This window comes from Janthinobacterium sp. SUN118 (assembly GCF_030397695.1).
GTDB lineage: Bacteria > Pseudomonadota > Gammaproteobacteria > Burkholderiales > Burkholderiaceae_D > Janthinobacterium.
On the sequence record NZ_JAPUBV010000005.1, the window covers coordinates 282,087 to 294,609 of the forward strand.

The following is a 12,523-nucleotide window of genomic DNA, read 5'->3' on the forward strand; positions in this document are numbered from 1 at the left end:
AAATACATTGACCGAGCCCAAAGGACACCGCCTTGCACCCGCGCCATTCACACGTATCGCCCTCCCTTCCCTCCACGTCGCTGCGCGCCATCGTGCTGGCCTGCGCCATGCTGGGCGCCGCACCCGCCTGGGCCGATGCCGAAACCGCTAACACAGCCGGCGATGCCGCAACGCAAGCGGGCGCCAGCATCGACCAGGTCACCGTCGTCGGTTCGCGCGCGCGCAACCGCACCGTCTTCGACAGCAGCGTGCCCATCGACCGCTTCGGCGCGCGCGAAGTCAGCAATGCGCTGGCCACGGGCGAAGTGGGCGCGGCCCTGCAGGCATTGTCGCCCTCAATCAACTTCCCCCGCATCGAGTCGAGCGGCGCATCCGACTCCGTGCGCGGCATCCAGTTGCGCGGACTGGCGCCCGACCAGGTGCTGGTGCTGATCAATGGCAAGCGCCGCCACACGAGCGCCGTGCTCGACACGGAAAGCAGCTTTGCCGGCACGGTGCCGGTCGACATCAACGCCATTCCACCGGGCGCCATCGACCATATCGAAATCCTGCGCGATGGCGCCGGCGCCCAGTACGGCAGCGACGCCGTCGCGGGCGTGATCAACATCGTGCTGAAAAAAGCCCGCACGGGCGGCTCGGCGGCCGTCAGCTATGGCGCCAACCACACGCATTTCGACCCGACCGATCAAACCCTGACGGATGGCCAGACCGTCATCGTCAACGCCGACTATGGCGTGCCGCTGGGCGAAGCCGGCTATTTCCGCTTCGGCGCAGAAGCGCGGCGCCGTTCGCCCACGGAGCGGGCCGGCCCCAGCGACGCGGGCTGGACCTCGTACAACGCCACGCCAGCCGACCTGGCCCTCGACGGCAAGGTGCTGTTCAAGTCCGGCGACTCGCGCCAGCGCAATCACTACCTGTTCTACAACGCGCAGCTCACCCTAGCTAGCGGCCTGGACTTGTACTCGTTTGCCACCTTGAACGAGCGCAAGTCCGACGGCAGCGCCTACTTCCGCTATCCGGGCGATCCGTCGAACGTACTCGCCCTGTATCCGAACGGCTACCGTCCCGTCACGAATGGCGACAAGCGCGACCTCGGCGTCGTGGCCGGCGTGCGCGGCACGGCAGCCGACTGGAACTGGGACGCCAGCGTCCGCCACGGCAGCGACCGCTTTGACTACGGCGTGAACCAGTCCGTCAACGCCTCGCTGGGCGCGACCAGCCCCACGCGTTTCCACCTGGCCGGTTTCGACTTCCGCCAGGATGCCCTGAACCTCGACGCCACGCGCAACCTCGACATCGGCCTGCCCGCAGCCCTGAACGTGGCCGTGGGCGCGGAATGGATGCGCGAAAGCTACCAGAGCTCCGCCGGCGACGCCGCATCATATGCGGCCGGCACCTTCACGGATGCGCAGGCTATTGCACCACCGGGCGCGCAGGCTGGCCCCGGCCTGCGTCCGTCGGACACCTACGACGGCAGCCGCCACATCCGCTCCGTGTATGCGGACGTGGAAAGCGACCTCACGCCGCGCCTGCTGGTGGGCGCCGCCGCCCGCTATTCGCGCTACAGCGATTTCGGCAGCGCCAGTACGGGCAAGCTGTCGAGCCGCTACAAGGTGACGGACGCCTTCCTCGTGCGCGGCTCGCTGTCGAACAGCTTCCGCGCGCCGGCCCTCGTGCAGACGGGCTTCCGCTTCGCCACCCTGAACTTCAACGCCGATGGCACGGCCCTGCAGACGTCGGCCCTGCTGCCGGCCAGCGACGCGCTGGCACGCAGCTTCGGCGCACAGGCCCTGAAGCCGGAAAAATCGACCAACGTGTCGCTGGGCCTGGCCTGGAAACCGGCCAGCGCCACCAGCCTGACGGTGGACGCCTACGTGATCCGCATCCGCGACCGCATCACGCGCTCGAGCGACTTGCAAAGCGACGCCGTCACCGCCTACCTCGCTGGCGTGGGGCGTAGCGACATCCAGTCCGTCGCCTACCTGGCCAACCTGCTCGACACGCGCACCAAGGGCCTGGACGTGGTGCTGAACCACGATCTCGCCTACGCCAACGGCAAGCTGAACCTCAACGCGGCGCTGAACCTGAACACGACCACGCTCGACAAGGTCCGCTTAAGCTCCGACGCCTTGAACGCCATCGATCCCAGCTTGACCCTGTTGACGCAAACGAGTTTGTTCCGCATCAAACATGCGTCACCCAAGAGCAAATTGATACTGGGCGCCGACTGGCAGACGGCAGGCTGGGGCGTGCAGGCGCGTGCCACGCGCTTTGGCGAGCTGAAAGATTTCTCATACGACAGCGAGGCGCCCCTGATCGACGGCATACCCGCGCAGCGCTTCGGCGCCGTCTGGTCGCTGGACCTGGAAGGCCAATTGAAACTGAGCAAGCAGCTGACGGTGAGCGTGGGCGGCAACAATATCCTCGACCGCTATCCGCAGCGCGTGCGCCAGACGAATAACGCCACCTATGGCGGCGCCCTGCCCTACAATTTCATCAACCCCATCGGCGTCAACGGCGCGTATTTCTACGCCAAGCTGAACTACACCTTCTAACGCACGGAAAGACCATATGATCACCCAGAAAATCTCCCGCTTCGTCACCGGCGCCTGCCTGGGCGCCCTCCTGTTCTCCAGCGCCCAGGCCGCCTCGCCGCTGGTGCTGATGACGGACTTCGGCACGGCCGACGGCGCCGTCTCGGCCATGCATGGCGTGGCGTACGGCGTCGACCCCACGCTGACCGTTTCGGACCTGACGCACCAGATTCCCGACTACGACATCTGGCTGGGCGCTTATCGCCTGTACCAGACGGCCAATTACTGGCCGCAAGGCACGGTGTTTGTTTCCGTCATCGATCCGGGCGTGGGGACGGCGCGCAAGTCTGTTGTTTTGAAGACAAAAAATGGCCGCTATTTCGTGGGCCCCGATAACGGCCTGTTCACCCTGATCGCCGAGCGCGACGGCGTGGCCGAACTGCGCGAGATTGATGAAAAGGTCAACCGCCTGGCCGGTTCCGCCGAGTCGTACACCTTCCATGGCCGCGACGTGTACGCGTATGTGGGCGCGCGCCTGGCCTCGGGCGCCATCAGCTATGAACAGGTGGGACCACAATTAGCGAGCGAATCCGTGGTGAAGATCGCCTATCAAAAACCTGTACGTGACGGCAATACCATCCGCGGCATCGTGCCCGTGCTCGATGTGAAATATGGCAATGTCTGGACGAATATCCCGAAAACCCTGCTCGATGAATTGCAGGTAAAACTGCACGATCCGCTGCAAGTGCGCATCTTGCATAAAGGCAAGCAGGTCGCCAGGGTCACGGCGCCGTTCGAACATACGTTTGGCGGCGTTGCCAAGGGCAAGCCCCTCGTCTACCTGAACAGTCTGCTCGACGTGGCCGTTGCCATCAGTCAGGGCGACTTTGCCGCCAAACACCATATCGAATCGGGCGTGGACTGGGAAGTGGAAGTCAGCAAGGTCCCTGCAAAATAAGCCGTTCCCTGCGGCCAGGATAGGCGGTCCTGGCCCATCTTGCCGCCCTCCGGCGAGAGATGGGTATCGCGCCCTTGCGCCACATCAAACCTGACCATATCCGCTCCGCCCCAGCGCCCCTCATTTGTAACTGCGGTGAACCTGCGCCCGGCTGCCTACTCTAATTTCTGCAAGCGATGCCAGCCATGCTCCAGTTGCCAGTCAGGCAGTCTGGCAAGGCATGCGCTCCCACGACAGCCTTCCACCGAAAAGGAACAATCATGACGGCTCCACTCCTGACTACCAGCAAGCTCGTCCTCGCTAGCACCATCGTCTGCGCGCTGCTGGGCGGCTGCAACAAGCGCAGCGACACCAGCACGACGACGACCACCACGCCAGCGGCCACGGAGCCGGCAACGGCGCCAGGCACCAGCGGCACCTCGGGCACCACGGGCACGACCGCCCCCGCCACGCCGGACGCCACCATGCCTGCCACGCCAGGGGTGGCGCCAGGCACCACCACGAATCCGGACGGTACCACGACGCCGCCGCCGAGCGTGCCGCCCGCCAATGGCACCACGCCGGGCACGGGTACCGGGACCGGGACCGGCACGACCACGCCGCCACCGCGCAACAGCTAGGCAAGCCGCAAGCGCCAATGGTGAATTTCCGAGCATGAGGTAGCGCGCCTGGCCGCGGCAACAGGCAAAAAAAAGGAGCCTTCCGTGGAAGGCTCCTTGAAAACCACGGCGCAGCGCAAGCTGGCCTTGGCCCGGTATTACTTTTGCAGGCTGACCGACGCCGCTTTCGGCGTGCGGCGTCCCATCGCGAACAGGATGCCCTTCTTCAGCATGCGGTAGACGAAGCGCAGCAGCAGCAAGGTCAGCACGCACTCGACCAGGGTCAGGATCATGGCCACGGCCACCGGCATGCGCGCGGCGCGGCGGTGGAACTTGGCCACGGCGCCATCGCGGGCGATCTCGATGCTGTCATAGAAGGTCGGCACCACGAGCAGGGTCAGAATCGTCGACGTGATGGTGCCGCCGATGATGGCGATCGCCAGTGGGCGGTAGAACTCGCCACCTTCGCCCAGGCCCAGCGCCACGGGGAACATGCCGGCGATCAGCGCGAACGTCGTCATCAGGATGGGGCGCAGACGCATGCGGCCCGCATACATCAGCGCGTCTTCGCGGCCATAGCCCTCTTCCTCGCGCTTGCGCGCCGCGTCCAGCAGCAGGATGGCGTTCTTTGCCACCAGCCCCATCAGCATGATGATGCCGATAAAACTCATCAGGTTGAGGGTGTTGTTCGTGATCACCAGCGCCACCACCACCCCGATCAAACTCAGCGGCAAGGACATCATGACGGCCACGGGCGCCGTGAACGAACCAAACTGCATGACGAGGATCAAATACATCAAGCCGATACCCATCACCAGCGCGATCAGCATTTCCGTGAACAGCTCTTGCTGGTCCTGGCCGGCACCGCCCAGCGCCAGGCCGTAGCCGGGAGGGAAATCGATCGACTTGGCCAGCTTCATGGCGTCGGTCGTCACTTCGCCATTCGAGCGGCCCTGCGCATTGGCCGACACGGTGATCGTGCGCTTGCCATCCTTGTGCTCGATACCGGACGGGCCCTTGCCCATGGTAATGGTGGCAATCTGGTCGAGCGGCACCATTTGCGACGTCCCCGTCACGCTGATCGGCAGGCGCTCGATATTCTCGGACGCCACGCGGTCGTCGGGATGCAGGCGCACGGCCACGTCGCGCGTTTCGCCCGTCGGATCGACCCAGTCGCCCACTTCCACGCCGGCAAACGCCACGCGCAACGATTGCGCCGCATCGTTGACGGAAATGCCCATCGAGTTGGCCAGGCCACGGTTCAATTCAATCTGCAACTCGTTCTTCGGATCCTGCTCCGACAGGCCCACGTCGACGGCGCCCGGAATCAGGCGCATCTTGTCCATATAGGCGTTCGTGATTTCCATCAACTTGCGCGAATCGGGACCCGTGAATTCCACCTGGATCGGTTTTTGTGAACCATTGCTCAGATCGTCCTGCACCACGTATTCGGCGCCCACGAGGCGCGACATCTTCTCGCGCAGCTCGACCGCGATTTCCTTGGCGGAACGCTTGCGGGTATTGCGCTTGCCGATATCGACATACACGCGCCCGCCACCGGCATTGATGGAGCTGTTGGTATCCTTGGTTTCAGGCAAGGTACGCGCCAGCACGGCCGCCGCTTCCAGTTTCAGGCGCGAATACTCGATGCTGCTCGACGACGGCGTGCGCACATTGATCATCAAATTGCCGGAATCGGATGCTGGCAGGAAACTCGTGCCGCCATGCGTGCTATGCAGAACGATGGCGCCGACCAGGCTGCCGAAGGCGATGATGGCCATCCAGCGGCGATGATGCAGGGCCCAGGCGATGACGCGGCCATAGCGGTCGGCCTGGTGGTCGAACCAGTGGTTGAATTTCTCCAGCACGCGGCCGATGCCTTTCTTCGGCGCCGCGTGTTCCTCGATCGGGTCGCCCCAGAAGGCCGACAGCATGGGATCGAGCGTAAACGAGATGCCCAGGCTGACCAGCACCGAGCACGTCACCGTCAAGGCGAACGGACGGAACCATTCACCAGAGATACCAGGCATGAAGGCCACGGGGATGAAGACGGCGATGATCGAGAAGGTCGTGGCGGCCACGGCCATGCCGATCTCGGCCGTGCCTTCCAGCGCCGCCGTGCGGCGGTCCTTGCCCATTTGCATGTGGCGCACGATATTCTCACGCACCACGATGGCATCGTCGATCAGCACGCCAATGGCCAGCGACAGACCCAGCAGGGTCATGAAGTTCAGGGTAAAGCCGCACAGCCACACGGCGATGAAGGCGGCAATCACGGACGTCGGCAGGCTCAGCGCCGTGATCAGCGTCGAACGCCACGAGTTCAGGAAGGCGTAGACGACGAAAATCGTCAGCACGGCGCCCAGCACCAGCGATTCGATCACATTGTTCAAGCTATGCTGGGCGTTTTCGCCGCCGTCGCGCGTCACTTGCAACAAGGTGCCCTTCGGCAAGGTCTTGTTGATTTCCGCCACCATGTCGCGGATCTTGTTGGCCACGCTGACGGTGGAGGCGTCGCGCACGCGGGTAATCGATATCCCCACGTTCGGCTTGCCGCTGCGCACGCTCATGCTGTTGACTTCGGCAAAGCCATCCTGAATGGTGGCCACCTGCGCCAGGCGCACGATTTCCTCGCCGCGGCGCTTGATCACCACTTGCTCGAATTCGGCAGGCGATTCGATGCGCCCCACCAGGCGGATGCTTTTCTCGTCCAGCGTGCCGCGCACCTTGCCCACCGGCGCATTGGTGTTCTGGTTGCGCAAGGCCGTGACGACGTCACTGACGGAAACATTATATTCACGCAACTTTTCCGCACGCAACAGCACGGACAGTTCGCGTTTCAACGAGCCGCCCACATTCACCAGCGCCACGCCATCGACGGCGCGGAAGCGGTCCGACAGCACGTCCTCGGCCAGGCGCGAGATTTCCGCATGGCTTTGTGAGCTCGACGACAAGGCCAGTTGCATGATGGGCTCGGCCGACGGGTCGATGCGCTGCAGGATCGGTTCGCGCATCTCCAGCGGCAGCTTGTAGCGCACGGAGGCGATGGCGTTGCGGATATCGTCGGACGCTTCGATCAGATTGGTCTTGAACGAGAACTTCAAGAACAGGGTGGCCGAACCTTCGTTCGAATCGCTATTGACCTCGGTCACGCCGGAAATGCTTTGCAGCGACTTTTCCAGGCGGTTCACCACTTCACGCTCGACCGTATCGGGCGATGCGCCAGGGTAAGGAATGCTGACGACGATAAACGGCACTTCGACGTCCGGATTCTGGTTGACGCGCAGTTTCTTGAGCGCCAGCAAGCCGACGCACATCATCGCCAGGATCAGGACGATGGTGGCGGTAGGCCGCTTGATACTGAAATCGGAAAGGAACATGGCTTAGTTTCCTTTACCGGCAACGGCGGTGCTGCTGCTGGCCACGGCGGCGGCTGGCACGGCCTTGGCCGCCGTCAGCTCCACTTTCTGGCCATCCTTGAAGGTCGAGCCCGGCGTGCGCAGCACGGTGTCGCCGCTGGCCAGCCCGCTTTGCACTTCCCACTGGCCCGTGCGCACGTCGCGCGCGCCGATGCGCAAGCTGGTCTTTTGCAAGGCCTTGTCCTTGACTTTCCACGTGTACGTCACGTCGCCCGCCTTCACCAGGGCCGAATCGGGGATCATCAGGGCGCTGACGGTATCCGTTTCGATGCGGCCTTCCGCATACAGGCCGGCCACGCGCGGCTGTTCCTTGTCATTGAAATCGACGAGCACGGCCACCTGGCGCGTGATGGCGTTGGCGGCTGGATCGACGCGGCGCACCTTGCCCGAGAAATCCTGGCCCGGATAACCATTGATGCGGAACAACACCGGCTGGCCCACCTTGACGACGCCGATCTTGTCGGCCGATACCAGGCCCTCCAGGCGCATGCTGGTCGGATCGATGACGCGGATCAATTCCTTGCCGATTTGCGCCGTATCGCCGTTCGATACCTTGCGCTCGCTCACGATGCCGTCGAACGGCGCGCGCACGAGCGTGCGCTGCAGCTGCTGGCGGGCCTGGGCGGCGCGGCTCTTCGCGGCCGACAGGTCGCTCTGCGCATTGTTGCGACGGATTTCCGCATCTTCCAGCGCCTGCGTCGACGTCATGCCCGAGGCGCGCAGGGTCTTCATGCGCTGGAACATGCGTTCGGACTGCTCCAGCACCTGGCTCGAGGCGCGGCTCGCTTCCTCGGCCGAATTGAGGCTGTCGCGGATGGCCGTTTCGTCCAGGCGTACCAGCACGTCGCCGCGTTTCACGGCTTCGCCATTTTCCTTCATGACCTGGATCACCACGGCCGACACTTCGGCGCGCAGGTCGGCATTGCGCTCAGGCTGCACGGAACCGGTGATCACGGGCCCCGATGCCAGCGCATTGCTCTGGATGGTCAACATGTCTTCCGGGGAAATCAGCAAATTGACGGCGGCGCTGGCCTGTTCCTTGCCGTCCTTGCCAACGCCCTTGCCAGGATCTTTGGATTCTTTGCCACAGGCGGTCAGGGCAGAAGCGATTGCCAGAACAAACAGGGTTTTGCGCAACATGGGTAATTCTCCGGATAGATAGCACCGTTACCGTACCGGCAGCCCGGATAGGGCGGCAGGCGATAGCAGGCATTTATTTTTATTAAAACCACAAGCGCCAAAGTATCCATGAGCGTGTCTGGGCATGTCAATCGGCGGTTTCCTGTAATGCTTTAATCTATGGATGAAACGTAGTTTTTACGCCCTGAAACGCAAAACCCCGCCTTGAAGCGGGGTTTCATGTCGATAGGCGGCGATGCTGCGCCACTCTAAAAAGATGTTATTTGGCAAATACGGCATTGATCAGGAAACCGATCGCCACGCCCGTGCACAGGCCGCCGGCAATTTCCACCAGCGTATGGCCCATGCGCTCGCGCAAGGTCTTGTGTGCGGCGCTGGCCGCTTCCCCGGCCAAGCGGTTGATGGCCGCCGCCTGCTTGCCCACGTGCTGGCGCAGGCTGTTGGCGTCGATGATGACGATGAAGGCCAGGGTGACGGCCACGCCGAAGGCCGGATGGCCTATGCCTTCGCGCAAGGCGATCAGGGTCGCCATGCTGGAAACGACGGCGCTATGGTTGCTGGGAAAGCCGCCATTGCCGACCAGGCCGAATGCCCACTGCCGGGTACGGGCGCTGTTGATCAGGAATTTGATCGGTCCCACCAGGATCCAGGTGATCAGGGGCGTGACGAGGTAAGCGATATCCACGGGGTATTCCTTCTTATATGTCTAAAAGTATGTCAGGGGCTACGGTGGCCAAAAGGGGCGCGCCGCAATTATCGCAGATCAACCGCGCCAGCAGAACTGTCTGTCCGCGGCCTATAAAACGCCGCCAGCGGCGGTGATAATATAAAATCATGGCATATACAACAATTGACGTATATCAACACTGGCAGTGGCGCGCAGCGCGGCGCTGATAATCAAACGTCTTTCCACACTTGCAACGGGGTCTCCATGCGGCATTTCAGAATCTCTTTTTTAGTTACCTTCATCCTGATGGCGGTGGCCGGCTGGTGGGGCTACAGCCACGGCGGCGTGCCAGGCATGATCCAGGCCCTGTGGATCACGGGCGTGCTGGGCATCATGGAAGTGTCGCTGTCCTTCGACAATGCGGTGGTGAATGCCTCGGTCTTGCGCCACTGGAATGAATTCTGGCAAAAACTGTTTTTGACCGTGGGTATCCTCGTCGCCGTCTTCGGCATGCGGCTGCTGTTCCCGCTGGTCATCGTTTCCGTCGCCACGGGCCTGGGCCTGGTCGACGTGTGGACCATGGCCACCACCACGCCGGAAGTGTATGCCAAGCACCTGACGGACAACCATGCCCAGGTGGCGGCCTTCGGCGGCGCCTTCCTGCTGCTGGTATTCCTGAATTTCATGTTCGACGATGAAAAGGAATTGCACTGGCTGGGCTGGGCCGAGGAAAAAGTCAACGCGCTGGGCACCGAAAGCCTGGCCGTGCTCATCACCATGGGCGCCGTGGCCGCCTGCGTGGCCATGGGCCCCGTCGATGAAAAATACAGCGTGCTCGCTTCGGGCATCGTCGGCATCGCCGTCTACATCGGCGTGAACTGGATCAGCGGCTTGCTGGAAGAAGGCGAGCCGGACCTGCAGGACGACGATGAAGAGGCCGGCGCAGCGCCCGCGAAAAACGGCAATGGCGAGCTGGTAAAAACAGTGGCGCGCGGCAGCATCGGCGGCTTCCTGTACCTGGAAGTGCTGGATGCCTCGTTCAGCTTTGACGGCGTGATCGGCGCCTTTGCCATCACCAACGACGTCGTCATCATCATGCTGGGCCTGGCCATCGGCGCCATGTTCGTGCGCTCGATGACGGTTTTCCTCGTGCACAAGGGCACCCTGGACGAATTCGTCTACCTCGAGCACGGCGCCCATTATGCGATCGGCATCCTGGCCTTGATCATGCTGGCGTCCGTCAAGTACCATATTCCCGAGTGGTTCACGGGCCTGTCCGGCGTGGCCTTCATCCTGGTCTCGCTGTGGTCGTCGCTGCGCTATCGCAAGCGGCACGCGGCACAAGCTTGAAATCGGGGGTTTCGCCCCCAATTGAGAGAGTAATGGCACGAGCGCCCTGGCGCGCTCATGCCATGAAGGCTGGATTAACAACGCCTTGCAAGACCGTAGCGAGCGGAAGGAAGTTGTGGTCGGGAAGCGCACCTGTACGAAGGCACAGTGAGCATCGCCGGCCGCAAATTACGACGCGCAGCAGGTTTTGACAGGCGTTCTAAGTTTAATTACTAAAAGGAGCACCACATGGCAATCAGTTTGCAAAAAGGCGGCAACGTCAACCTGAGCAAGGAAGCACCGAACCTGAAGAAGATCATCGTCGGCCTCGGCTGGGATCCTCGTTCGACAGACGGCGCCACCTTCGACCTTGACGGCAGCGCTTTCCTTCTGAAAAACGACGGCAAAGTCCGTGGCGACTCTGACTTTATCTTCTACAACAACCTGAAGTCGACCGACGGTTCCGTCGTCCACACGGGCGACAACACGACCGGCGAAGGCGAAGGCGACGATGAGCGCATCGAAATCGACCTGACCCGCGTGCCGGCCGACATCGACCGCATCAGCATCACCGTGACGATTCACGACGCCGACGCGCGCCGCCAGAACTTCGGCATGGTCTCGAAAGCCTTCATCCGCTGCCTGAACGCGGAAGGCGAGAAGGAAATCGCCCGCTACGACCTGTCCGAAGACAGCTCGACGGAAACGGCGATGATCTTTGGCGAAATCTACCGCTACAACGGCGAATGGAAGTTCAAGGCCATCGGCCAGGGCTTCAACGGCGGCCTGGGTCCCCTCGCCCGCTCGTTCGGCGTGAACGCCTAAGATTCACGCTCGTAAAACCGGCTGCGCCGCTCGCCTTCGGGCTCGCGCGCGACGGTTTTCCGCGGTGACTTGGGTTAATGTCATATCATTACTGCCGCCTGCACAGTTCAGGCGGCTTTTTTTTGGAGATTACCATGCCAGTATTTAGTGTCACCGGCGACGTCGATCCATTCCTCCACGTCAGCATGAAACAGGGCGAAACCATCTATTGCGAATCCGATGCGATGGTAATGATGGAAACGGCGCTGGACTTGAAGGGCAAGATGACGGGTGGCCTGGGCAGCGCCATCATGCGCCGCTTCGCGAATGGCGAATCGTTCTTCCAGCAGCATATCGAAGCGGTGCGCGGCAGCGGCGATTGCCTGCTGTCGCCCACCCTGCCCGGCGCCATCGAAGTGGTCGACGTCGGCGCGCGCCAGTACCTGCTCAATGACGGCGCCTTTGTCGCCGCCACTTCGGGCACGGAAATGAAGGTGCGCACTCAGAGTCTGGGCAACGCATTGTTCGCCCAGTCCGGCGGCTTCTTCGTCATGGAAACGGCCGGCACGGGCCAGGTGGTGGTGTCGGGCTTCGGCTCCATGTTCCAGCTCGACGTCGAGCCGGGCAAGGATGTCGTGATCGACAATTCCCACGTCGTGTGCTGGGACAATAGCCTGAAATACGAGATTTCCGTGACCACGGGCGGCGGCTCGGGCGGCGGCGGCATCGGCGGCTTCCTCGGCAATATCGTCAACAGCGTGACCAGCGGCGAAGGCATCGTGCTGCGCTTTTCCGGTTCCGGCAAGGTCTTCATCTGCTCGCGCAACCGCGACGCGTTCTTAAAATGGACAGCCTCCGGCAAGGCTGGCTGATCCTCAAACGCCCGCCAGAACCGTCGCCAGCGGAAGGGGACGTGGCCGAGAAGCGCAGCTGTGCGTATGCACAGTGAGCATCGCAGGCCGCGGCCACGACGCGCAGCAGGTTCGGGCTGGCGTTTTTCTAAGGCCAGGTTAAGTCTGGTCAATTAGAATCCCCGCGCGCGCACCTGCGCGCGGCTTTCCCTTTCTTTACCC

General features: G+C 62.6%; 9 protein-coding genes. 6 read left to right on the forward strand and 3 right to left on the reverse strand.

Annotated features, from left to right (window positions below; all coding sequences use genetic code 11):
- Window positions 1–32: 32 nt before the first annotated feature.
- The 3 genes from O0880_RS25285 to O0880_RS25295 all read left to right on the forward strand — a co-directional run bounded on the left by O0880_RS25285 (window position 33) and on the right by O0880_RS25295 (window position 4,112).
- On the forward strand, window positions 33–2,555 hold the full coding sequence (locus O0880_RS25285; protein WP_289889308.1) for a TonB-dependent receptor: 2,523 nt from the start codon (window positions 33–35) through the stop codon (window positions 2,553–2,555).
- A 16-nt stretch (window positions 2,556–2,571) separates the two neighbouring features.
- Window positions 2,572–3,492 (forward strand): S-adenosyl-l-methionine hydroxide adenosyltransferase family protein, encoded by a 921-nt coding sequence (locus tag O0880_RS25290; protein ID WP_289889310.1) that lies wholly within the window; start codon window positions 2,572–2,574, stop codon window positions 3,490–3,492.
- A gap of 260 nt (window positions 3,493–3,752) precedes the next feature.
- Window positions 3,753–4,112, forward strand: coding sequence for a hypothetical protein (locus tag O0880_RS25295; RefSeq protein ID WP_289889311.1), 360 nt, complete (start codon window positions 3,753–3,755; stop codon window positions 4,110–4,112).
- A 137-nt stretch (window positions 4,113–4,249) separates the two neighbouring features.
- On the opposite strand, the gene O0880_RS25300 is transcribed toward O0880_RS25295, so the two are convergent.
- The 3 genes from O0880_RS25300 to O0880_RS25310 form a co-directional block, all read right to left on the reverse strand.
- Window positions 4,250–7,471 (reverse strand): efflux RND transporter permease subunit, encoded by a 3,222-nt coding sequence (locus O0880_RS25300; RefSeq protein ID WP_071324724.1) that lies wholly within the window; start codon window positions 7,469–7,471, stop codon window positions 4,250–4,252.
- 3 nt (window positions 7,472–7,474) lie between these two features.
- A complete protein-coding gene (locus O0880_RS25305; RefSeq protein ID WP_071324725.1) occupies window positions 7,475–8,650 on the reverse strand; it encodes an efflux RND transporter periplasmic adaptor subunit in 1,176 nt (391 codons plus the stop codon).
- A 259-nt stretch (window positions 8,651–8,909) separates the two neighbouring features.
- Complete coding sequence (locus O0880_RS25310) at window positions 8,910–9,335, reverse strand: divergent PAP2 family protein (protein ID WP_071324726.1); 426 nt, start codon at window positions 9,333–9,335, stop codon at window positions 8,910–8,912.
- Window positions 9,336–9,581: 246 nt separating this feature from the next.
- Between O0880_RS25310 and O0880_RS25315 the strand changes: the two genes are divergently transcribed.
- The 3 genes from O0880_RS25315 to O0880_RS25325 all read left to right on the forward strand — a co-directional run bounded on the left by O0880_RS25315 (window position 9,582) and on the right by O0880_RS25325 (window position 12,322).
- Window positions 9,582–10,667, forward strand: coding sequence for a DUF475 domain-containing protein (locus O0880_RS25315; protein WP_071324727.1), 1,086 nt, complete (start codon window positions 9,582–9,584; stop codon window positions 10,665–10,667).
- A 228-nt stretch (window positions 10,668–10,895) separates the two neighbouring features.
- Window positions 10,896–11,471 (forward strand): TerD family protein, encoded by a 576-nt coding sequence (locus O0880_RS25320; RefSeq protein ID WP_070290657.1) that lies wholly within the window; start codon window positions 10,896–10,898, stop codon window positions 11,469–11,471.
- A gap of 134 nt (window positions 11,472–11,605) precedes the next feature.
- Window positions 11,606–12,322 (forward strand): TIGR00266 family protein, encoded by a 717-nt coding sequence (locus O0880_RS25325; protein WP_071078756.1) that lies wholly within the window; start codon window positions 11,606–11,608, stop codon window positions 12,320–12,322.
- Window positions 12,323–12,523 lie beyond the last annotated feature (201 nt).

What these genes read in the sequence shown, in the direction of transcription:
- O0880_RS25320 (WP_070290657.1), top strand. Translation starts at nt 10,896, where the DNA reads ATGGCAATCAGTTTGCAAAAAGGCGGCAACGTCAACCTGAGCAAGGAA.
- O0880_RS25290 (WP_289889310.1), top strand. Translation starts at nt 2,572, where the DNA reads ATGATCACCCAGAAAATCTCCCGCTTCGTCACCGGCGCCTGCCTGGGC.
- O0880_RS25325 (WP_071078756.1), top strand. Translation starts at nt 11,606, where the DNA reads ATGCCAGTATTTAGTGTCACCGGCGACGTCGATCCATTCCTCCACGTC.
- O0880_RS25315 (WP_071324727.1), top strand. Translation starts at nt 9,582, where the DNA reads ATGCGGCATTTCAGAATCTCTTTTTTAGTTACCTTCATCCTGATGGCG.
- O0880_RS25295 (WP_289889311.1), top strand. Translation starts at nt 3,753, where the DNA reads ATGACGGCTCCACTCCTGACTACCAGCAAGCTCGTCCTCGCTAGCACC.
- O0880_RS25305 (WP_071324725.1), bottom strand. Translation starts at nt 8,650, where the DNA reads ATGTTGCGCAAAACCCTGTTTGTTCTGGCAATCGCTTCTGCCCTGACC.
- O0880_RS25300 (WP_071324724.1), bottom strand. Translation starts at nt 7,471, where the DNA reads ATGTTCCTTTCCGATTTCAGTATCAAGCGGCCTACCGCCACCATCGTC.